Genomic DNA, 21,371 nt, shown 5'->3' with positions numbered 1-21,371 from the left:
AATGACTAGGCATGTGTCACCTATGTCTCTGGACAAGTGTCACTCATGTCTCTGTGCCATACACGGCCCTCCGCCCACGCGTGACGTATGCGGTGCGTTGGCGGTGTTGGCGTCGTGTTGGCGGTGCGCGTGGGCACGGGGGTGCCCACCCTACCGAGTTCAGCCGGGGTATTTAGACGAAAATGGCAGGGAAGGCGATTGCCGGCCGATATAAATCGCGCTATAATTCAGAGGTTTAGCCATCACTTATCTGCCGTAGCGACTACCCCACCCATACCTCAATCTAGCGACCTGTGACACTGGGCGAAATGCGTGCCCACACCCTGTTCAGGCCGGTCTGACGTGGCGCAGCCTACGGCAACTTTATCGGGAGTTGCCCTTGCCGCCATTTTTTTCTGGCCCAGCCGTTCCAGCCATCCTAGCCCTGGCAGACGGAACCATTTTCAAAGGATATTCGATCGGCGCCGCCGGTCACACGATCGGGGAGGTGGTGTTCAATACCGCCATGACCGGTTACCAGGAAATCCTGACCGACCCCAGCTACTCGCGCCAGATCGTGACGCTGACCTATCCGCACATCGGCAACTACGGCGTCAACCTCGAAGACGTCGAGGCGACCAAGGTGCATGCCGCCGGCCTGATCATCCGTGACCTGCCGCTGCTGGCCTCGAATTTCCGCTCCACCCAATCGCTGTCGGACTACCTGAAGGCCGAGAACGTGGTCGCCATCGCCGGTATCGATACCCGCAAGCTGACCCGCATCCTGCGCGAAAAGGGCGCCCAGAACGGCGCGATCCTGACCGGGACGCAAGGCAACGAACCGCTCGAATCGCAGGCGCTGGAACTGGCGCGCTCGTTCCCCGGCCTGAACGGCATGGACCTGGCGAAGGTCGTCTCCGTCAAGGAGCCGTACGCGTTCGCCGAAACCGAATGGAAGCTGGGCGAAGGCTACGGCAAGCAAGAAAGCCCGCAGTACCACGTGGTCGCCTTCGACTACGGCGTCAAGCGCAACATCCTGCGCATGCTGGCCGAACGCGGCTGCAAGATCACCGTGCTGCCGGCGCAAGCCACCGCCGAGGAAGCCCTCGCGCTGAACCCGGACGGCATCTTCCTGGCCAACGGCCCGGGCGACCCGGCCGCCTGCGACTACGCGATCGCTGCGACCAGGAAAGTGATCGAGTCGGGCGTGCCGACGTTCGGCATCTGCCTCGGCCACCAGATCATGGCGCTGGCCTCGGGCGCGAAGACCGTCAAGATGAAGTTCGGCCACCACGGCGCCAACCACCCGGTGCAGGACCTGGATTCGAAACAAGTCCTGATCACGTCCCAGAACCACGGCTTCGCAGTCGACGCGGCCACGCTGCCGGCCAACTGCCGCGTGACCCACGTCTCGCTGTTCGACGGTTCGCTGCAGGGCTTCGAGCGCATCGACAAGCCGGCGTTCTGCTTCCAGGGCCACCCGGAAGCGTCGCCCGGCCCGACCGACGTCGCCTACCTGTTCGACCGTTTCATCAGCAAGATGCAAGCTCACGCCAGCGAGAAGAAATAAATGCCAAAACGTACTGATATTAAAAGCATCCTGATCATCGGCGCTGGCCCGATCGTCATCGGCCAGGCGGTCGAATTCGACTACTCCGGCGCGCAAGCCTGCAAGGCGCTGCGCGAAGAAGGCTACAAGGTCATCCTCGTCAACTCGAACCCGGCGACCATCATGACGGACCCGGAAACGGCCGACGTCACGTACATCGAACCGATCACGTGGAAGGCCGTCGAGCGCATCATCGACAAGGAGCGCCCGGACGCGATCCTGCCGACGATGGGCGGCCAGACGGCGCTGAACTGCGCGCTGGACCTGCATCGCCACGGTGTGCTGGACAAGTACAAGGTCGAACTGATCGGCGCGACACCGGAAGCCATCGACAAGGCCGAGGACCGCTTCAAGTTCAAGCAGGCGATGACCAAGATCGGCCTCGGTTCGGCCCGTTCGGGCATCGCCCACTCGATGGACGAAGCCCGTACCGTGCAGCGCGAACTGGGCTTCCCGACCATCATCCGTCCGTCGTTCACGATGGGCGGTTCGGGCGGCGGCATCGCCTACAACGAAGAAGAATTCGAAGCGATCTGCAAGCGCGGCCTGGAAGCGTCGCCGACGTCGGAACTCTTGATCGAAGAGTCGCTGCTCGGCTGGAAAGAGTACGAGATGGAAGTCGTCCGCGATAAAAAGGACAACTGCATCATTGTCTGCTCGATCGAGAACCTGGACCCGATGGGCGTGCACACGGGCGACTCGATCACGGTCGCGCCGGCGCAGACGCTGACGGACAAGGAATACCAGATCATGCGCAACGCGTCGATCAACGTGCTGCGCGAGATCGGCGTCGACACGGGCGGCTCGAACGTGCAGTTCTCGATCAACCCGAAGGACGGCCGCATGATCGTCATCGAGATGAACCCGCGCGTGTCGCGTTCGTCCGCGCTGGCATCGAAGGCGACCGGCTTCCCGATCGCCAAAGTGGCGGCGAAACTGGCTGTCGGCTTCACGCTCGATGAACTGCGCAACGAGATCACCGGCGGCGCGACCCCGGCCTCGTTCGAACCGTCGATCGACTACGTCGTCACCAAGATCCCGCGCTTCACGTTCGAGAAATTCCCGACCGCCGACAAGCACCTGACCACGCAGATGAAGTCCGTCGGCGAAGTGATGGCGATGGGCCGCACGTTCCAGGAATCGTTCCAGAAAGCGCTGCGCGGCCTCGAAGTCGGCGTCGATGGCCTGAACGAAAAGACCCGCGACCGCGAAAAGATCGAGGAAGAACTGGGCGAGCCGGGTCCGGAGCGCATCTGGTACGTGGGCGACGCTTTCGCGCAAGGCTTCACGCTGGAAGAGGTGCACAACCTCACCAAGATCGATCCGTGGTTCCTCATCCAGATCAAGGAAATCGTCGACATCGAACTGTGGCTGGATCACCAGAAGCTGGAGAGCCTCGACAAGCCGACGCTGTATAAACTCAAGCAGAAGGGCTTCTCGGACCGCCGCCTGGCGTTCCTGATGCAGACGACGCCGGAAGCCGTGCGCGCGCAGCGCCACGCATTCGGCATCCGTCCGGTCTACAAGCGCGTGGACACGTGCGCCGCCGAATTCGCGACGAACACCGCATACATGTACTCGACGTACGACGAGGAGTGCGAGTCGAATCCGACCGACAAGAAGAAGATCATGGTGCTGGGCGGCGGTCCGAACCGCATCGGCCAGGGCATCGAGTTCGACTACTGCTGCGTGCACGCGGCCCTCGCCATGCGCGAAGACGGCTACGAGACCATCATGGTCAACTGCAACCCGGAGACCGTGTCGACCGACTACGACACGTCCGACCGCCTGTACTTCGAATCGCTGACCCTGGAAGACGTGCTCGAAATCGTCGAGCTGGAAAAGCCGGAAGGCGTGATCGTCCAGTACGGCGGCCAGACCCCGCTGAAGCTGGCGCTCGACCTGGAAAAGAACGGCGTGCCGATCATCGGCACGTCGCCGGACATGATCGACGCCGCCGAAGACCGCGAGCGCTTCCAGAAGCTGCTGCAGGACCTGGGCCTGCGCCAGCCGCCGAACCGCACCGCACGCACGGAAGCCGAAGCACTGGCGCTGGCGTCCGAGATCGGCTATCCGCTCGTCGTGCGTCCGTCGTACGTGCTGGGCGGCCGCGCGATGGAGATCGTCCACGAGCAGCGCGACCTCGAACGCTACATGCGCGAAGCCGTCAAGGTGTCGAACGATTCGCCGGTGCTGCTGGACCGCTTCCTGAACGACGCGATCGAAGTCGACGTCGACTGCATCTCGGACGGCGAGACGACGTTCATCGGCGGCGTGATGGAACACATCGAGCAGGCCGGCGTGCACTCGGGCGACTCCGCGTGCTCGCTGCCGCCGTACTCGCTGTCCCAGGCGACCATCGATGAACTGAAGCGCCAGACCTCGCTGATGGCGAAGGCGCTGAACGTCGTCGGCCTGATGAACGTGCAGTTCGCGATCCAGCAGTCGGAAGTCGAGGGCCAGCTAGTGGATACCGTGTATGTGCTGGAAGTGAACCCGCGCGCATCGCGCACCGTGCCGTTCGTGTCGAAGGCGACGGGCCTGCAGCTGGCGAAGATCGCCGCGCGCTGCATGGTGGGCCAGACGCTGGCACAGCAGGGCATCACGAAAGAGATCGTCCCGCCGTTCTACAGCGTCAAGGAAGCCGTGTTCCCGTTCGTGAAATTCCCGGGCGTCGACACGATCCTCGGCCCCGAGATGAAGTCGACGGGCGAAGTGATGGGCGTGGGCATGACGTTCGGCGAAGCGTTCGTCAAGTCGCAGCTGGCGGCCGGCATCATCCTGCCGGAGACTGGCCGCGTGTTCCTGTCCGTGAAGGGCTCGGACAAGCCGCGTACCGTGAAGGTGGCGCGCGACCTCGTCGACCTGGGCTTCACGCTCGTCGCGACGAAGGGCACCGCGGCCGTCATCGCCGCCGCCGGCATCCCGGTCACCGCGGTCAACAAGGTGATCGAGGGTCGTCCGCACATCGTCGACATGATCAAGAACCACGAGATCGCGATGGTCGTGAACACGGTCGAAGAGAAGCGCAGCGCCATCGCCGACTCGCGCACGATCCGTACGTCGGCACTGCAGTCGCGCGTGGTCACCTACACGACCATCGCCGGCGCCGAGGCGGCCGTGCAGGGCATGCGCCACCTGGACGAGTTGCGGGTGTACGATTTACAAGGCCTGCATAAAACCTTAAACTAAGCGCAATGCAGTAAGATTGCAGTAACGCTTAGCAGTACCAAAGACCACAGAGTTCGCGCGGCTTGCGCCGTGCGGCTCTGTGGTTTTCACTTGGTACGTCCGCAAACACTGAGAACAGATAGCCATGAACACTCCATTGACCAAATTCGGCGCCGAGAAGTTGAAGGAAGAGCTGCACCAGCTCAAGACCAAGGAACGCCGCAACGTGATCGATGCGATCGCCGAGGCGCGTTCGCATGGTGACCTGTCCGAAAACGCCGAATACGACGCCGCCAAGGAGCGCCAGGCGTTCGTCGAAGGCCGCATCGCCGAGCTGGAACAAAAGCTGTCCACCGCGCAGGTCATCGACCCGTCCACGCTGGACGCCGAGGGCCGCGTCGTGTTCGCGTCCACCGTCGACCTGGAAGACCTCGACAACGGCCAGAAAGTCACGTACCAGATCGTCGGCATGGATGAAGCGGACCTCAAGGAGAACAAGGTCTCCGTCACGTCGCCGATCGCGCGTGCGCTGATCGGCAAATACGCCGGCGACGTGGTCGAAGTGCAAGCCCCGTCCGGTCCGCGCGAATACGAAATCCTGGAAGTCCGCTACATCTGAGTCCGCGACAATGCTCGCCAACGCGCGGTTGCTGCTGGCCGCCCTGTGGGCCGGCAGCGTGTGGACGGTCAGCTACCTGGCCGCGCCGAGCGCGTTCGCCGTCCTCGACAGCACGCAGGCCGGCAATGTCGTCGGCATCATGCTGACGCGCTCGGCCTGGCTCGCGATCGCGCTGGCGGTGCTGCTCGGGTTGCTGGTGGCACGTGCCACCGACCTCGATGCGCGCCGCAAGCGCTGGCTGTACGGGGTGATTGGCGGGATGCTGGCGTGCAGCCTCATCGTCTACCTGGGGCTGCAGCCGACGATGGCGGCGATCCGCGCGGCGGCCGGACCGGCCGGCGTGCGGGCGTCGCCGCAATGGGGGACGTTCGCGGCGCTGCATGGGGTGTCGCAGGGGTTGTACCTGGTCGAGACCATCCTGGGCGCGCTGCTGGTCGTGAAGGCACGATAATGCGGGCGTCTGGTGGGCGCCCCGTGCCCACCATGCCGCCGACGCGAAAAAAAACCGGGGCAGCGGCCCCGGTTGATTTTTTTGAATACGGATTATTTCAGGACCGTCTTCTTGGTGCTGGCCTGGCGGGGCTTGGCCCGCTTGATGTTGCCGCCCTGGGTGACGCGCTCGTTCCCTTTCAGCAGGACCTTGGTCACGCTCGGCTTCTTGGTGCCGCTCGGGCTCGGCTTGACGATGGTGACTTCGCGCAGGCCCTTGCCGGACTTGGTCGAACGTTCCTTGACCTCGTCCTTCTTCGGGCGGTACAGCACGAGCAGTTTGCCGATGTGCTGGACCGGGGCGGCGTCGAGTTCCCCGCAGATCTGTTCGTAGATCGCGACGCGCGCTTCACGGTCGTCGCCGAACACGCGCACCTTGATCAGGCCGTGCGCATCCAGGCTGGACGAGATTTCCTTCATGACGGCCGCGGTCAGGCCGGCTTCGCCGATCATGACGACAGGATTGAGTCCGTGGGCTTCCGCACGCAGCGCGGCACGCTCGACCGGGGTAAGTTTGATCATGATGTTATTTTGAGATACCTATTAAAAGCAGTATTTTACGCGAATGGCCAAGAACAAATTCAATAAAAACTGGATCCACGATCACATCAACGATCCTTATGTCAAATTGGCACAGAAAGAGGGCTACCGGGCACGTGCGGCCTACAAACTGAAAGAAATCGACGAAAGCGAAAAGCTCATCAAGCCGGGCCAGGTGATCGTCGACCTCGGTTGCACCCCGGGCAGCTGGGGCCAGTACACCCGGCGCAAGCTCGCCGGCGGCGACGAGGGCGGCATCAAGGGCACGATGATCGGCCTGGACATGCTCCCCATGGAGCCGATTGCCGACATGCATTTTATTCAGGGTGATTTTCGCGAGGAAAGCGTGCTCGACGAGCTGGCCGGCGTGCTCGAGGGCCGCATGGCCGATCTCGTGCTGTCCGATATGGCACCGAATCTGTCCGGCATTCCGTCGGCGGATGCGGCGCGCATGGAGGATTTGATCGATCTCGCTATTGAGTTCTCTCAAATGCACCTCAAACCATCCGGCGCATTGTTAGTGAAATGCTTCAAGGACATGGGGTTTACGCAAATCCTTGAGAAGTTCCGCACTGAATTCAAGGTCGTCAAACAGATCAAACCGAAGGCCAGCCGCGACAAATCATCGGAAATCTTCCTGCTCGGACGTGGTCTGAAGAATCCAGCGAGCTGAAATTGCGAAAATCGACGGCGCCGCCCTTGATTTCCGGGAGCGCAGCCGCACATCAGCAAAGGACAGCCACACCCACGTCCGCTGTGGGATGGAATGTTCATGATGCCTGCGCAGTGGAAATAAAAACCGTTTATAGTGGCGTATAGGCACCATAGGAGGGCGTGCGTGGCACGGCCTGCTGAATGCGGTAGAATCTGCCTTTGAAAAAATGGGAAAAGATGCGTTCGCATCAGAGGAGTCTTCGTGAATAATATGTTTTCCAAATCCGCCATCTGGGTGGTCGTCGCACTGCTGTTGTTCATGCTGTTCAAGCAGTTCGACAACCATAGCGTCGCGGGCGGCAGCAAGACCATTGCTTATTCCGAGCTGCTCGATGACGTCAAGGCAAAACGCATCAAGGACGTCGTGATCGAAGGGTCGAGCATCACCGCGACCCGTACCGACGACACGAAGGTGCGCACCACCGCGACCATGCTCGACCGTGGCCTGATCGGCGACCTGCGCGACAACAACGTGCGCTTCGACGTCAAGCCGCCCGAGGAACCGTCGTTCCTCCAGCAAGTCTTCATTTCCTGGTTCCCGATGCTGCTGCTGATCGGGGTCTGGGTGTTCTTCATGCGCCAGATGCAGGGCGGCGGCAAGGGCGGGGCGTTCTCGTTCGGCAAGTCGAAGGCGCGCATGATGGATGAAACGAACAACACCGTCACGTTCGCCGACGTCGCCGGCTGCGACGAAGCGAAGGAAGAAGTGGGCGAGATCGTCGACTTCCTCAAGGACCCGACCAAGTTCCAGAAACTGGGCGGCCGCATCCCGCGCGGCGTGCTGATGGTCGGCCCCCCGGGTACCGGTAAAACGCTGCTGGCCCGCGCCATCGCCGGCGAAGCCAAGGTGCCGTTCTTCTCGATCTCCGGTTCCGACTTCGTCGAGATGTTCGTCGGCGTGGGCGCGTCCCGTGTGCGCGACATGTTCGAGAACGCGAAAAAACATTCGCCCTGCATCATCTTCATCGACGAGATCGACGCAGTCGGCCGCCACCGCGGCGCCGGCATGGGCGGCGGCAACGACGAGCGCGAACAGACGCTGAACCAGCTGCTGGTCGAGATGGATGGCTTCGAGGCATCGTCGGGCGTGATCGTGATCGCCGCGACCAACCGCGCCGACGTGCTGGACAAGGCGCTGCTGCGTCCGGGCCGTTTCGACCGCCAGGTGATGGTGGGCCTGCCGGACATCCGCGGCCGCGAGCAGATCCTGAACGTGCACATGCGTAAAGTGCCGATCGGCACCGACGTGAAGGCCGACATCCTGGCCCGCGGCACCCCGGGCTTCTCCGGCGCCGACCTGGCCAACCTCGTCAACGAAGCGGCCCTGTTCGCCGCGCGCCGCAACAAGCGCCTCGTCGAGATGAACGATTTCGAAGATGCGAAGGACAAGATCTTCATGGGGCCGGAGCGCAAGTCGATGGTCATGCGCGAGGAAGAACGCCGCAACACGGCCTACCACGAGTCGGGCCACGCCGTGATCGCCAAGCTGCTGCCGAAGGCCGATCCCGTGCACAAGGTCACGATCATGCCGCGCGGCTTTGCCCTCGGCCTGACCTGGCAACTGCCCGAGCACGACAGCTTGTCCGGCTACAAGGACAAGATGCTGGAAGAAATCTCGATCCTGTTCGGCGGCCGCATCGCCGAGGAAATCTTCGTCGGCCAGATGTCGACCGGCGCATCGAACGACTTCGCCCGCGCCACCAAGCTGGCCCGTTCGATGGTGACCCGCTTCGGCATGTCGGAAAGCATGGGCGTGATGGTCTACGAGGACGACGCGAACGAAGGCTTCTTCGGCGGCTCCGTGAAGACCATTTCCGAAGCCACGCAGCAGAAAGTCGATGCCGAGATCCGCAACATCCTCGACTCGCAGTATGCGCTGGCGCACCGCCTGCTCGAAGAAAACCGCGACAAGGTCGAAGTGATGACGAAGGCGCTGCTCGAATGGGAAACCATCGACGCCGACCAGATCAACGACATCATGGCCGGCCGCGAGCCGCGTCCGCCGAAGTCGGTGGTGCTGACCAAGCGCACGCCCCCGAGCGACAGCGGTGGCGGCGTCGCCCAGAACGCGACCGCACCGGCCTGAATCGCCAATCGGCGGTAGCCGGGTCATCCACGGAAGGCACCCCGAGCGGGTGCCTTTTTATTGTTCAATCAGTTGGTGTTTCGTCATGCGTCAATATCTGCAGTGCGGCCGTTTCGGCTATAACCTCGCCCGGCGCCCCCTGGTCATGGGCATCCTCAACGTTACCCCCGATTCCTTTTCCGACGGCGGCCGTTACCAGGCCCTCGAATTCGCCGTGGAGCGGGCCGAACAGATGATCAGGGACGGCGTCGACATCATCGACATCGGCGGCGAATCCACGCGTCCCGGCTCGCCCAGCGTGCCCGTCGACGAAGAACTGCGCCGCGTCATGCCGGCGATTTACGCGTTGCGCGAACTGGGTCATGCGCTGTCGATCGACACCTGCAAGCCGGAAGTGATGCGCGAGGCGATCATCGCGGGTGCCGACCTGATCAACGACATCAATGGTTTCCGGGCACCGGGCGCCATCGACGCCGTGAAGGACAGCGACTGCGCGCTGTGCGTGATGCACATGCAGGGCACCCCCCAGGACATGCAGGCGCAGCCCGAATACGGGGACGTGGCGGCCGACGTGATCGGCTTCCTGCGCGAGCGGGTCGATGCGCTGCTGGCGGCCGGCGTGGCGCGCGAACGCATCACGATCGATCCTGGATTTGGTTTTGGGAAGAGTGTCGAGCATAATTACGCTTTGCTTCGTAGCATAAGCCGTATGGAAAGCGAATTAGGCCTGCCCGTCCTGGCGGGGGTGTCGCGCAAATCGATGATCGGCGCCGTGACGGGGCGCAGCGTGGAGCAGCGCCTGGCAGGAAGCCTGGGCGGCGCGCTCGCTGCGGTAGCGCAGGGCGCCCGTATCGTGCGGGTCCATGATGTGGCAGAGACGGTGGATGCGCTGAAGGTCTGGCAAGCGGCCACCACGAATAATCAATAGATGAAGAGAATTTAATTAATGGCACGCAAATATTTCGGTACCGATGGCGTTCGCGGGCTGGTGGGCAAATCGCCCATCACCCCTGACTTTGTAATGCGGTTGGGCTATGCGGCCGGCAAGGTGCTGGCCAAGGACAAGGCCGGCACGCATGACCGTCCCACGGTCCTGATCGGCAAGGACACGCGCATTTCCGGCTACATGCTTGAAGCCGCGCTGGAAGCCGGTTTCTCGGCGGCGGGCGTCGACGTGATGCTGGCCGGCCCGATGCCGACGCCGGCCATCGCCTACCTGACACGCGCGCTGCGCCTGCAGGCGGGCGTCGTCATTTCGGCGTCGCACAATCCTTTCCAGGACAACGGCATCAAGTTCTTTTCGGGTCATGGCACCAAGCTGCCGGACGCCGTCGAGCTCGAGATCGAAGAGGTGGTCGACCAGCCGATGGGCTGCGTGTCGTCGGAAAAACTGGGCCGCGCCACGCGCCTGCGCGATGCGCAGGGCCGTTACATCGAATTCTGCAAGAGCACGTTCCCGAACGAACTCGACCTGCGCGGCCTGAAGATCGTCGTCGACTGCGCCCACGGCGCCGCCTACAACATCGCCCCGCACGTATTCCATGAGCTGGGCGCGGAAGTCGTGGAACTGGGCACCAAGCCGGACGGCTTCAACATCAACGACGGTGTCGGCGCCACGTCGCCCAAGGCGATGGCCGCGGCCGTCGTCGAGCACAAGGCCGACCTCGGTATCGCGCTGGACGGCGACGCCGACCGCCTGATCATGTGCGATGCCGCCGGCCGCCTGTACAACGGCGACGAGCTGCTGTACGTGATGGTGCGGGCGCGCATGGCAACCGGTCCGGTGGCCGGCGCCGTCGGCACCCTGATGACCAATATGGCGCTCGAAGTGGCGTTCAAGGAAATGGGCATCGGCTTCGCGCGCGCGAAGGTCGGCGACCGCTATGTGCTTGAAATGATGCAGGAGCAGGGCTGGCTGCTGGGCGGCGAGGGTTCGGGCCACCTGCTGGCGCTGGACAAGCACACCACCGGCGACGGCATCGTCTCGGCACTGCAGGTCCTCACGGCGCTCAAGCGTTCCGGCCGTGGCCTGGCCGACTGCTGCAGCGACCTGAAACTGTATCCGCAGACCCTGATCAACGTCCGTGTGCAGCCGGGCACGGACTGGACGAAGAATGCGGCCGTCGTGGCCGAGAAGGACAACGTCGAGCGCGAACTGGGCGACAATGGCCGCGTCCTGATCCGCCCGTCGGGGACGGAACCGCTCGTGCGCGTCATGGTGGAAGCGAAGCACGCGGAACTGGCCGAATCGATGGCCAAGCGCATCGCGGCACGCTTCGAGGTCTGATCGTCGCGCCGGGGAGCGTTCATTGACGCTTCCCGCCCGGCGGGGTATGATCGTTCCAATCGGAGTGTAGCGCAGCCCGGTAGCGCACCTGCTTTGGGAGCAGGGGGTCCAAGGTTCGAATCCTTGTACTCCGACCACCGTCTTGCAAACGGGCTGTCGTCGACGGCCCGTTTTCATTTGTGAAGCCGTACCTCGTCGTATGCGCTCGCGACTGCCCATAGCTCAGTTGGATAGAGCATCAGCCTTCTAAGCTGAGGGTCGCAGGTTCGAACCCTGCTGGGCAGGCCAATCATCCCGTCGCCGCTTAGTTGTTCAGCAGCCCGGGCTCCCGCCCGATCTCTTCCAGCACCTGTGCCACCGGCCGCACGCTCATCCGCAAATTCAACGCCACGTGCGCGATGCCGGCCCCGTACAGCTGTTCCAGATAGCGCTTCAGTTCACCGATGCCGGCGCGTATGCCCATCGGGAAGTAGGACAAGGGCGCGTTGCGGTCGGCTTCGAGCACCACGCGCAGCGCCATCATCAGCGGCTTGCCGGCGCAGCCGCATGCCTGCTGGGCCGCTTCCCAGTCCCGGCTCAGCGCGGTCAACTGGTCGATCGAGCCGGCGTAGCTGAACCAGCCGTCGGCATGCGCGGCAATCCATTCGAGCGATTGCTGGGCGCGCCCCACCACCACTTGCGGCAGGCGCCGTTGCGCCGGCGGAGGCGCGATTTCGAACGGGGTCGCGCCGAAACTCCGGTGTGCCGCCGCCTCGCCGGACCACAGGCCGGGCAGGCGCTCGACCGTGGTGCGGAAGCGTTCGCCGCGGCTCGCATACTCGGCGCCGAACACCCCATATTCGAGCGGACGGTCTCCGGTCGCCACGCCCAGCACGAAACGTCCGTTCGACAGCACGTCGACGCTGGCGGCGCGCTTGGCCAGGTGCAGGTCGTGGTCGAGCGGGGTGACCACTGCCGCCGTGCCAAGGGTGATGCGGCGCGTCACGGCGGCCAGGTAGCCGAGATAGGTCCACGGATCGAACACCTGGCCCGGATCGCCGTCGGTTGGATCGAAGGTCGGGACGTCCCGCAGCCAGGCGCCGCGAAAGCCGATTTCGTCGGCCAGGCGCACGTGGTGGGTGGTCTGGGCCAGGTTCGGCATCGAGACGCCCCGGCCGCTCCAGCGCGCCCAGTCGTTGTCGGCCGGGAGCAGCAGGCCGAGGCTGGCGCGGCCCGGCAGGCGCAGGGCGTCGAGTGCGGGCTGATCGCTGCGGTGCGAAGCATTAGACATGGGCGAGCTCCGGGCAAAAAACAGGTGTCATAACAAATCCCAAAAAGTTGTCTTGTGTATCACTTGAAATGCCGGTTGCTTCATGCACCCGACGTCTTTGGTTGCATCACATCACTTCGTGGCATCGCCTTGCATCGTCAGCTTCAGCGCGATTTCGTCGCTGACGTTGGGGATGTTGAAGCCCAGGCCGAACTCCGATCGTTTCAGGGTGCCGGTGGCGTCGAAGCCGATTGCCTGGCGCTTTGTCATCGGATTCTCGCCAGCCTTGTTCAGCCGCGCATGCAGCACGACCGGACGGGTGATGCCGTGGGCCGTCAGGTTTCCGGTAATCGTGTATTTGCCGTTACCGATGGCTTTCACGCGCGTGCTCTCGAAGGTGATGTTCGGGAATTTGGCGATGTCAAAGAACATCGGGCTCCTGAATTCGGTGTCGAGTTGCGGGACAAAGGTATTGATCCTGGCCACCGGCAGCGTGACGCGTACCGAGGATTTCGATGGATCGTCATGATCGAATACCAGGGTTCCCCGGTCGATATTGGCGACGATCATCGGATTGGAAAAGCCGAAATTGCTGCGACTGAGCAGGACGAACGTGTGGGTGGCATCGATTTCGTAAGTCACCGGCGCAGCCTGAACAGTGAATATTGGCGCGCAAATCAACGCGCCGATGAGGGTGCGGGTAAGCACGGCCACGGCAACTCCTATCAAGACAATAAGCGTCCAATATTACCGTATATGGACGAGCGGCTATGCCTACGGCTTGAATAAATGTTATTCGCTCCTAACGCCTTCCGCGTGACCCCGTCCCTCTTAATACTATTGCAGTGCCACGATTCGGGAAGACTGATCGACCTGGTGTACCAAGCGCCATCGGACCGCATTCAGCATTGCTTCAGCCTCAAGTGATGTTTCCATTATCCAATACAAACTTATCACGAACAACAATACGGAGAAAGATAATATGGCCGTTCAAGCAGAAGCCAAGTTTCCATTTGAAGGGACGCTCTCGAAAGCATTGGTCCACAAGGTATCCATCGATCAGGTGTTGTTGACGGATTACGAGGCGCAGTCCGATAAAGGGACTTTGCTGTATGCACAGCTTCCCCGGTCGCATGGCTTTTATTGCGAGCATATTGTCGACGCCAGGCGCTTTGATCTCGTGGCGCTGATCGAAATCTGCCGGCAGGCCTGTTTTGTCGTGGCGCATACGCAATTCGGCGTGCCGCTGGAAGGAAATGGTTACCAATTCCTGTTCCAGGAACTCGACGCCAACCTGTTAATGGAGCGATCGGCAATCTTCGACGACAACTATGCGGGGCAGCCCGTCCGGCTCGTGGTGAAAAGCACGATCGAAAGGGAATGGAAAAAGCGCAGTGGCGTTACCTACGGGCTGTTGTGGTTCTATGCGCTGGCCACCACGGACGGCGTGGAAATCGCACATATCCGGATCCGGCAAACCTGGCTGGAACGCGGCAAATGGCGTGAGATCCGCCAGATCATGAAGCGGGAACGCAATATTGCGCCGGACATGGCGATTCCGCCCGCGCCGCGTACGGAATTGAAACCCGCCGAAGTGGCGCGGATAAATCCCCACAATATCGTCCTGCACAGCCTGCGACTCGTCGACATTGGACGCTACGAAGCCATGGCCCGGATCGACACCCGGCATCCCGTGCTGTTCGATCGTGCGACGGAACACATCTACGCCATGATCCAGATCGAGGTGAGCAGGCAGATGGCCCTGTATGCCATGGCTCGCATTTTCGATGTCGATGCCGTCGAACTGGACGTATGGAAATGCAAGTCGACGTTCGAGACCGTCGGCGAGCTGCAGTTGCCGACCAAGGCGACGGCGAATGTCCGCGTGGACGACAGGGATCAGTTGAACGCCACCGTGTTCGTAACTGTTTCGCAACTGGACAGGACGATTTCCACGTTCGAAATCGGCGTGCGGCGCATGACCTGACCGGCTATTCGGCCGGCAAATCGCACCTTCCGCCAGCCAATCGTATTCAATCGATTCACAACCCACTGAAGGATATGCAAATGGAAAACTTTGACATCAAAAGCCTGATCGAACTCATCAACGAAGTCGGCGAGCAGGACGAATCAGCGGAAATCAGTATCGGCATGGATAACCTGAGTACCAGGTTCGACGATCTGGGCGTGGATTCTCTCACCTTTCTTTCTGTCGTCGCACAACTCGAATCGCGTTATGGAATCCGCATCGGATTCGAGGAAGCGGCGTCCGCAAAAAGCCCCGCCGAGCTGTTCGAGCTGGTACGGAAGTGCATGGTGCCGGCGTAAGGATTGAAACGGCCGGACCGGCTTCGAATAGTCGGCCGGTATCTACGGGCATGCCAGCGTCGAAACGAACATTTTACATTGGGGAAGTAAGTATATGTGCGGAATTACCGGTTGGGTGGACTTCGAATTGAACATGAGCACGAAAGTCGATGTGCTCAAGCAGATGACTGAATCGCTGGCGAACCGCGGACCGGATGCCGACGGCATATGGCACGACGCGCATGCGGCCATTGGCCACCGGCGCCTGTCGATTATCGATCTGTCCGGAGGCCGTCAGCCGATGGAAGCCGGGACGATGGGAATGGCCCAGGCGGTGCTGACGTTTTGCGGCGAGATCTACAATTATCGCGAGCTGCGCAAGGAGCTGCAGTCGGCCGGCCATGCGTTCGAAACGGAAAGCGATACGGAGGTCCTGCTGAAGGCGTATCTGCAATGGGGCGAGGACATGACGAGCCGCCTGAACGGCATGTATGCGCTGGGCATCTGGAACCGCCGCACGGAAGAACTGGTGCTGATCCGCGACCGGATCGGCGTGAAGCCGCTGTATTACTATCCGACGCCCACGGGTATCCTGTTCGGTTCGGAACCGAAGGCCATCCTGGCCAATCCCGCCGCGCGCCGGCGTTTATCCATGAACGGGCTGCGCGAGATCTTCGACATGATCAAGACGCCCGAGCAGACGGTGTATGACGGCATGTTCGAAGTCCGTCCCGGCCATATCGTGCGATTCAGCCGGAAGGGCTTGTCGAAGCGCGCCTACTGGTCGCTCCAGGCTGCGCCGCACACCGACGACTACGGTACGACCGTGCGCACGGTGCGCGACATCCTGTCCGATGCGGTGACCCGCCAGATGGTTGCGGATGTGCCGATATGCACCTTGCTGTCCGGCGGCCTGGATTCGTCCGCCATCACGGGATTCGCCGCGCAAAGCCAGGGGTCACGGAAAGTCCGCTCGTTTTCCGTCGACTTCAAGAACAACATGAAGAATTTCGAGGTCGATGCGGTCCGTGGCGCACCGGATGCCCCCTTCGCGCGGGCGCTGGCCGAGCACGTCGGCGCGGAGCACACCGAAGTCTTGCTGGACAGTAGCGAGTTGCTGGACAAGACGGTTCGCAGCAATGTCCTGCGCGCCCTGGACATGCCGTCGGTCTATTGGGGCGACATGTGGCCGTCGCTCTATCTGTTGTTCCGCTCGATCAAGAACCATTCGACGGTAGCGCTGTCCGGCGAAGCGGCGGATGAAATCTTCGGCGGCTACAAGTGGTTCCATAATCCGGCGGCGATCCAGGCTGACACGTTCCCCTGGTTGACGCCGGGCTCGTCCCGCTACTTCGGCGGCCTGGGGCTGCTGGATCCGGACCTGCGCGGCCAGCTCGATATCGAGGCGTATCGCAAGGAACGCTATCTGGAGGCGTTGAAAGAGGTGCCCGTGTTGCCGGGCGAGTCGGCCGTCGACCGGCGCATGCGCGAGATCACCTATCTGAACCTGACCCGGTTCTTGCAGACGCTGCTCGACCGCAACGATCGCATGAGCATGGCGGTCGGCCTGGAGGTGCGTGTCCCGTTCTGCGACCACCGCCTCGTGGACTACGTCTTCAATGTACCCTGGCACATGAAGAATGCCGATGGGCGCGAGAAGAGCCTGCTGCGCGCTGCCGCCAAGGAGGTGTTGCCGGAGGTGATCTACAACCGTGTCAAGACGCCATACCCGGCCACGCAGGATCCGAGGTACGAAAACGGGCTGCGCGACGAATTGGCGGAATTGCTGGCCGACAGCAACGCGCCCGCCCGCCCGCTGCTGGACCTGAAGAAGGCCGGCACGTGGACGAAACGGACCGATGCCGCCGTGAGCCATCCGTACAACCGCGGCAGCCTGGAGGCGACGTTGTCGCTCAATCGCTGGATGAAGGAGTACGACCTGGAGCTTGCCGTCTAGGACCGCCCCGGCGGCGCCCGCCCGGCGGCAAGCCGGTGCCGGGCGCCGCATCGATCATGAATGAGGATTGGAACCGATATGCGCGAGCCCGATACGATGCCGGCAGACTACCTGCAACAGATCAGCCAATGGCAGGCGCAACGCCTCGCCGATCTGCTGGCGCCTTCCGGCTGGCTGAGCCTGACGGGCTTCGGCTGGCTGGAGCCTGGCGACAACCGGATTGGCAGCGCCGCCGACAACGATATCGTGTTCCGGCACGGTCCCGCCCACCTGGGTGTCGTCACGCTGACGGCGAGCGGGGAGGTCTGGATCCGGCTGCCGGCCGGCAGCGATGCGAAGATCGACGGCAGTCCCGTGCACGAGGCCAGGCTGTTCGACGATGCCGGCATCGGGAAGGCGCCGTCCGTCGTCAGCTTCGGCACGGCGAGCCTGTTCGTGATCCATCGCTATGGCCGCAAGGCGTTGCGCGTCAAGGACGAGAAGGCGGCCGGGAGCGTGCAGTTCGCCGGACTGGATTACTTCGCGGTCGATCCGGCATGGCGCGTGATTGCGGACTGGGTGCCGTTCGCCACCCCTTACAAGCTCAGTCTGAACCGTCGGCTTGGCAGCGTGAGTACGGTCGATGTGCCCGGCAAGGCCCGGTTCCGGTTGCACGGCCGCACACATACCTTGCTGCCTTACCAGGAGAAATCAGGTGGGGACCTGTTCTTCGTCCTCGCCGACCGGACGTCGGGCGAGGAAACCTACGACAAGGCCCGCTTTCTGTATGCCGCGTCGCCCGCGGACGGCAAACTGGTGCTCGATTTCAACAAGGCGCATAACCCGCCCAGCGCCTTCACCCCTTATGCGAACTGCCCGATCGCACCGCCGGAAAACGCGTTGGACGTGCGGGTGACCGTCGGCGAGAAACGCTATCGCGGGCACCGGGGGGCGTGACGGCCCGTCGCCGTGGCGCTCCCCGCTACGTCAACGACAAATGGTCGGCCAGATAGGCGTAGACCGTCGACACCCGGGGTATTTGCCGCGACTCGACGTGAGTCAGCAACCAGAGCTGCGTTTCACATTCGTCGATCGGATCCGACAATTGCACCAGGTCGTCGCGATGCTGCGCCAGGAACAACGGTATCAGCCCGATGCCGAGGCCGGAAGCGATGGCTGTGGTGACGGACAACATGCTGTTGACCTTGTGCCGCGGCATGACCGACGGGTACTCCCGTCTGCGCCACACCACGGATGAATGGTCGGGCAGGGCATCGTCCGGCGCCACCCAGTTGCACAGCGCCAGATTGGACGTGTCGACGCCGGGCATCTTGTCCGGCCGGGGCCCGAACAAGGCAAAGCGGATCTGGCCGAGATGCTTGCCGATGAGGTAATGCGGCGGCTGCCGCGTGACCCGCAGGGCGATGTCGGCGTCGCGCTTGGCCAGGCTGGTGAGATCGTTGCCGGTGGTGAGTTCGAACTGCAGCAAGGGCTGCGCTGCGGCCAGATCCGCCAGCATGGGGAACACGAGGCCGTGCAAGACCGTGTCGGTGGTGGTCAGCCGCACCAATCCCGAAACCAGTCCGTCCTGGCTTTGCTGGACGGCCGTGCGCGCGCCTTCCAGCTCCATCTCGATACGTTCCGCATGCTGCGCCAGCTTCAGCGCCAGCTCGGTCGGGTGCGAGCCGTTGCGCGAGCGCGCGAACAACTGCTGCCCCAATCCCTTTTCCAGCCGCTGGATCGCCCTGAATACCGTCGAGCCGTCGATGCCCAGGCGCTTGCCTGCATCGCTCATGGTTCTTGCCCTGACCGTCGCCAGGATGATCTCCAAGTCGTTGGAGCTTACCTGAAAATGCGTTTCTGCAAGCATAGGTTGTATTTCCGGCTATTTTCATCGTCTCCGCTGCAATATACCTTGTGCCGGCTGGCATTAGCAAGGCGATATCAACCACTATGGATGACATTATGAAAAGCGAGAATAGCAAGGTGAAAAAGGCGGGACTGCCGCTAAGCGGCCTCCTGGCATTGGCAACATCGATCTTCATCACGATCCTGACCGAAACCCTGCCGTCGGCATTGCTGCCGCAAATGGGCGCAAGCCTGGGCGTGTCGGAGCCGCTGGTCGGGCAGCTGGTAAGCATCTTCGCGATCGGCTCGATCGTCGCGGCGATTCCATTGACGGTAGCGACCCAGACATGGGGAAGAAAATCGCTGCTCTTGATTGCCGTCGGCGGTTTTGCCGTCGTCAACACAGTGACGGCGCTGTCGACCAATTACGACGTGACCCTGGTCGCGCGCTTCTTTGCCGGCGTCTTCGCCGGGTTGCTGTGGTCGCTCGTGGTCGGCTACGCCGCGCGCATGGTGCCCCCGAACCAGCAAGGACGCGCCATTGCCATCGCGATGGTGGGTACGCCGCTGGCGCTGACCATCGGCAGTCCGACCGGCGCCTTCCTGGGCAAGGTCCTCGGTTGGCAATATACGTTCGGCATGATGAGCGTGCTCACCTTGCTGCTGGTGATCTGGATGGCCTTCACGCTCCCGCGCTTCCCGGGCCAGGCCGCCGGACGCCGGGTGCCGCTCACGCAAGTCATGGCCGTGCCGGGCGTCAAACCCGTGATGTTCGTTACGCTGTCCTACATTCTGGCGCATAACATCCTGTACACCTACATCGTGCCTTTCCTGTCGCCGCTCGGCATGGCGGACAAGATCGACATGGTGCTGTTCGTGTTCGGCATCGCCGCGCTCGCCGGCATCTGGGTCATCGGCGCGCTGATCGACCGCTGGCTGCGCGAGCTGGTGATCGCCAGCACGGTGCTGTTCGCCGCGGCAGCGTTGATGCTCGGCTTGTGGGCGGCCACGAATCCGATGGTCGTGTACGGTTGCATCGCACTCTGGGGCCTGGCTTACGGCGGCACCGCGACGCTGTTCCAGACGGCGTCGGCCAAGGCCGCCGGCAGCGTGGCCGACATCGCCCAATCCATCGTCGTGACCGTGTGGAATATCGCGATCGCAGGCGGCGGCATCATCGGCGGCATCGTGCTGAACAGCTACAACGTGATGTATTTCCCGTGGATGCTGCTGGTCCTGCTCACCCTGGCATTGCTGGTTGTCCTGAACGCCCGCAGCGCCGGCTTTCCGGCGGCAGGCGGCGCGCACGAGCTCAACAGTGCAGAAGCAGAAGCGAACGCGTCATGACCGATCGTATTCATCAGGAGGCGCGTCCATGAAACCATTGGAAATGCCGTACAAGCTCGTGATGGCATCGGCGGCGCTGTGCCTGCTGGCCGGCTGCGGCGAGCACAAGGCCGCCGGCGGCGCCGCGCCGGCGGCGGCCGTCAGCGTGGCCAAGGTCTTGTCCAAACCGATACAGCAGTGGGATGAATTCAACGGCCGCATCAGCGCCGTCGATGCGGTCGAGATCAGGCCCAGGGTCACCGGCTATGTGGAGCGCATTGCCTTCGACGAAGGCGGCGAGGTGCGCAAGGGGGACCTGCTGTTCGTCATCGACCCGCGCCCCTACCGCGCCGCCCTCGACATCGCGACGGCGCGCCTGGAACGGGCGCAAGCCGGCGCGGTGCTGGCGGAGAAGCAGGCGCAGCGCAGTAGTGCCTTGTTCAAGAAGAATGCCACGTCTCAGGAAGAGGCCGAACGGACCAAGGCCGAGTACGAGCAGAGCCGGGCCGACGTCATCGCCGCCAGGGCCGCCGTCGAGGCGGCGAAGCTCGACCTGCAATTCTCCGAGGTGCGGGCACCCGTCACGGGGCGTGTCAGCCACGCCATGCTGACGGTCGGCAATCTGGCGATGGCCAACCAGACGGTGCTCACCACGGTGGTGTCGCAGGATCCGGTCTACGTGGACTTCTATCCCGACGAAGAGAATTACCTGCGCTATCTGGCCAAGGCGCGGCGCGGGTCGAAAGACGCGCTGTCCGTGCGGGTCGGACTGATCAACGAGCAGGGCTTCCCGCACCAGGGCCGCCTGAAGTTTCTCGATAACCGCGTCGATCCTTCCACCGGCACGAACCACATGCGCGCGGTGTTGCAAAACCCTGATCACCAGCTCACGCCGGGCCTGTACGCGCACGTCCAGTTCGCCGGCCTGGCGCCGTCCGAGGCGTCCCTGATCGACGACAAGGCGGTATTGACCGACCAGGACCGCAAGTATGTCTACGTGCTCGGCGCGGGCGACAAGGCCGAGCGCAGGGAGGTGACACTGGGCGCCGTCAACCATGGGCTCCGGGTGGTCGAGTCGGGCCTGAGCACCAAGGATTACGTCATCGTGGACGGCCTGCAGAGGGTCTTCTATCCCGGCGCGCCGGTCAAGCCGACCGTCGTCGCCATGGGCGCACCGGTGGCGCAGCTGGCGGACGCAAAATGAAGGGCAG

At 62.8% G+C, this 21,371-nt stretch carries 18 protein-coding genes and 2 tRNA genes; 16 read left to right on the top strand and 4 right to left on the bottom strand.

Annotation, left to right across the window (positions count from 1 at the left end; translation table 11 throughout):
- Positions 1-379 precede the first annotated feature (379 nt).
- The 4 genes from carA to ASC93_RS00545 all read left to right on the top strand — a co-directional run bounded on the left by carA (position 380) and on the right by ASC93_RS00545 (position 5,829).
- Positions 380-1,549 carry a glutamine-hydrolyzing carbamoyl-phosphate synthase small subunit gene (carA, locus tag ASC93_RS00560; protein WP_056435398.1) on the top strand — a complete coding sequence of 390 codons (1,170 nt, stop codon included), beginning with the start codon at positions 380-382 and terminating at the stop codon, positions 1,547-1,549.
- Entirely contained in the window at positions 1,550-4,780 is a 3,231-nt protein-coding gene (gene carB, locus ASC93_RS00555) for a carbamoyl-phosphate synthase large subunit (protein WP_056435395.1), read from the top strand.
- Positions 4,781-4,904: 124 nt separating this feature from the next.
- Positions 4,905-5,378 carry a transcription elongation factor GreA gene (greA, locus tag ASC93_RS00550; RefSeq protein ID WP_056435392.1) on the top strand — a complete coding sequence of 158 codons (474 nt, stop codon included), beginning with the start codon at positions 4,905-4,907 and terminating at the stop codon, positions 5,376-5,378.
- 10 nt (positions 5,379-5,388) lie between these two features.
- Positions 5,389-5,829: a DUF4149 domain-containing protein gene (locus ASC93_RS00545; RefSeq protein ID WP_056435389.1), complete on the top strand. Its 441-nt coding sequence runs from the start codon at positions 5,389-5,391 to the stop codon at positions 5,827-5,829.
- Positions 5,830-5,921: 92 nt separating this feature from the next.
- Here ASC93_RS00545 and yhbY read toward each other — a convergent pair whose 3' ends face one another.
- A complete protein-coding gene (gene yhbY, locus ASC93_RS00540) occupies positions 5,922-6,389 on the bottom strand; it encodes a ribosome assembly RNA-binding protein YhbY (RefSeq protein WP_056435386.1) in 468 nt (155 codons plus the stop codon).
- A gap of 43 nt (positions 6,390-6,432) precedes the next feature.
- On the opposite strand from yhbY, the gene ASC93_RS00535 reads away from it, so the two are divergent.
- The 6 genes from ASC93_RS00535 (at position 6,433) to ASC93_RS00510 (ending at position 11,782) form a co-directional block, all read left to right on the top strand.
- Positions 6,433-7,080, top strand: coding sequence for an RlmE family RNA methyltransferase (locus ASC93_RS00535; RefSeq protein WP_056435383.1), 648 nt, complete (start codon positions 6,433-6,435; stop codon positions 7,078-7,080).
- A gap of 243 nt (positions 7,081-7,323) precedes the next feature.
- The gene (gene ftsH, locus ASC93_RS00530; RefSeq protein WP_056435380.1) at positions 7,324-9,207 is read left to right on the top strand and encodes an ATP-dependent zinc metalloprotease FtsH; all 1,884 of its coding nucleotides are present in this window, start codon (positions 7,324-7,326) and stop codon (positions 9,205-9,207) included.
- An 85-nt stretch (positions 9,208-9,292) separates the two neighbouring features.
- On the top strand, positions 9,293-10,135 hold the full coding sequence (folP, locus tag ASC93_RS00525) for a dihydropteroate synthase (protein WP_056435376.1): 843 nt from the start codon (positions 9,293-9,295) through the stop codon (positions 10,133-10,135).
- An 18-nt stretch (positions 10,136-10,153) separates the two neighbouring features.
- A complete protein-coding gene (glmM, locus tag ASC93_RS00520) occupies positions 10,154-11,494 on the top strand; it encodes a phosphoglucosamine mutase (protein WP_056435372.1) in 1,341 nt (446 codons plus the stop codon).
- Between the two features lie 60 nt (positions 11,495-11,554).
- Positions 11,555-11,631: transfer RNA gene (locus tag ASC93_RS00515), tRNA-Pro, on the top strand.
- A gap of 74 nt (positions 11,632-11,705) precedes the next feature.
- Positions 11,706-11,782: transfer RNA gene (locus ASC93_RS00510), tRNA-Arg, on the top strand.
- Positions 11,783-11,798: 16 nt separating this feature from the next.
- Here the strand turns inward: ASC93_RS00510 and ASC93_RS00505 are convergent.
- Both ASC93_RS00505 and ASC93_RS00500 read right to left on the bottom strand, forming a co-directional pair.
- Positions 11,799-12,764, bottom strand: a complete 966-nt coding sequence (locus tag ASC93_RS00505; protein WP_056435369.1) for an LLM class flavin-dependent oxidoreductase — start codon at positions 12,762-12,764, stop codon at positions 11,799-11,801.
- A gap of 111 nt (positions 12,765-12,875) precedes the next feature.
- Positions 12,876-13,457, bottom strand: coding sequence for a YceI family protein (locus tag ASC93_RS00500; RefSeq protein ID WP_056435366.1), 582 nt, complete (start codon positions 13,455-13,457; stop codon positions 12,876-12,878).
- Positions 13,458-13,725: 268 nt separating this feature from the next.
- Between ASC93_RS00500 and ASC93_RS00495 the strand changes: the two genes are divergently transcribed.
- The 4 genes from ASC93_RS00495 to ASC93_RS00480 all read left to right on the top strand — a co-directional run bounded on the left by ASC93_RS00495 (position 13,726) and on the right by ASC93_RS00480 (position 17,943).
- Entirely contained in the window at positions 13,726-14,730 is a 1,005-nt protein-coding gene (locus ASC93_RS00495) for an AfsA-related hotdog domain-containing protein (RefSeq protein WP_082547666.1), read from the top strand.
- Positions 14,731-14,810: 80 nt separating this feature from the next.
- On the top strand, positions 14,811-15,071 hold the full coding sequence (locus ASC93_RS00490; RefSeq protein ID WP_056435360.1) for an acyl carrier protein: 261 nt from the start codon (positions 14,811-14,813) through the stop codon (positions 15,069-15,071).
- Between the two features lie 94 nt (positions 15,072-15,165).
- The gene (gene asnB / locus ASC93_RS00485) at positions 15,166-17,007 is read left to right on the top strand and encodes an asparagine synthase (glutamine-hydrolyzing) (RefSeq protein WP_056435357.1); all 1,842 of its coding nucleotides are present in this window, start codon (positions 15,166-15,168) and stop codon (positions 17,005-17,007) included.
- Positions 17,008-17,085: 78 nt separating this feature from the next.
- The gene (locus ASC93_RS00480) at positions 17,086-17,943 is read left to right on the top strand and encodes a DUF1684 domain-containing protein (RefSeq protein ID WP_082547664.1); all 858 of its coding nucleotides are present in this window, start codon (positions 17,086-17,088) and stop codon (positions 17,941-17,943) included.
- 25 nt (positions 17,944-17,968) lie between these two features.
- Here ASC93_RS00480 and ASC93_RS00475 read toward each other — a convergent pair whose 3' ends face one another.
- Positions 17,969-18,856 carry a LysR family transcriptional regulator gene (locus ASC93_RS00475; RefSeq protein WP_056435351.1) on the bottom strand — a complete coding sequence of 296 codons (888 nt, stop codon included), beginning with the start codon at positions 18,854-18,856 and terminating at the stop codon, positions 17,969-17,971.
- A 95-nt stretch (positions 18,857-18,951) separates the two neighbouring features.
- Here ASC93_RS00475 and ASC93_RS00470 point away from each other — a divergent pair, with 95 nt between their 5' ends.
- Positions 18,952-20,181, top strand: a complete 1,230-nt coding sequence (locus ASC93_RS00470; RefSeq protein ID WP_200958236.1) for an MFS transporter — start codon at positions 18,952-18,954, stop codon at positions 20,179-20,181.
- A 28-nt stretch (positions 20,182-20,209) separates the two neighbouring features.
- On the top strand, positions 20,210-21,364 hold the full coding sequence (locus tag ASC93_RS00465) for an efflux RND transporter periplasmic adaptor subunit (RefSeq protein WP_229412493.1): 1,155 nt from the start codon (positions 20,210-20,212) through the stop codon (positions 21,362-21,364).
- Positions 21,365-21,371: the final 7 nt, after the last annotated feature.

It is taken from the genome of Massilia sp. Root335 (assembly GCF_001425685.1).
Taxonomy (GTDB): Bacteria; Pseudomonadota; Gammaproteobacteria; order Burkholderiales; family Burkholderiaceae_D; genus Telluria; species Telluria luteola.
The sequence above is the reverse complement of the archived record's forward strand: the minus strand, read 5'-3'. Positions and strand labels throughout refer to the sequence as shown.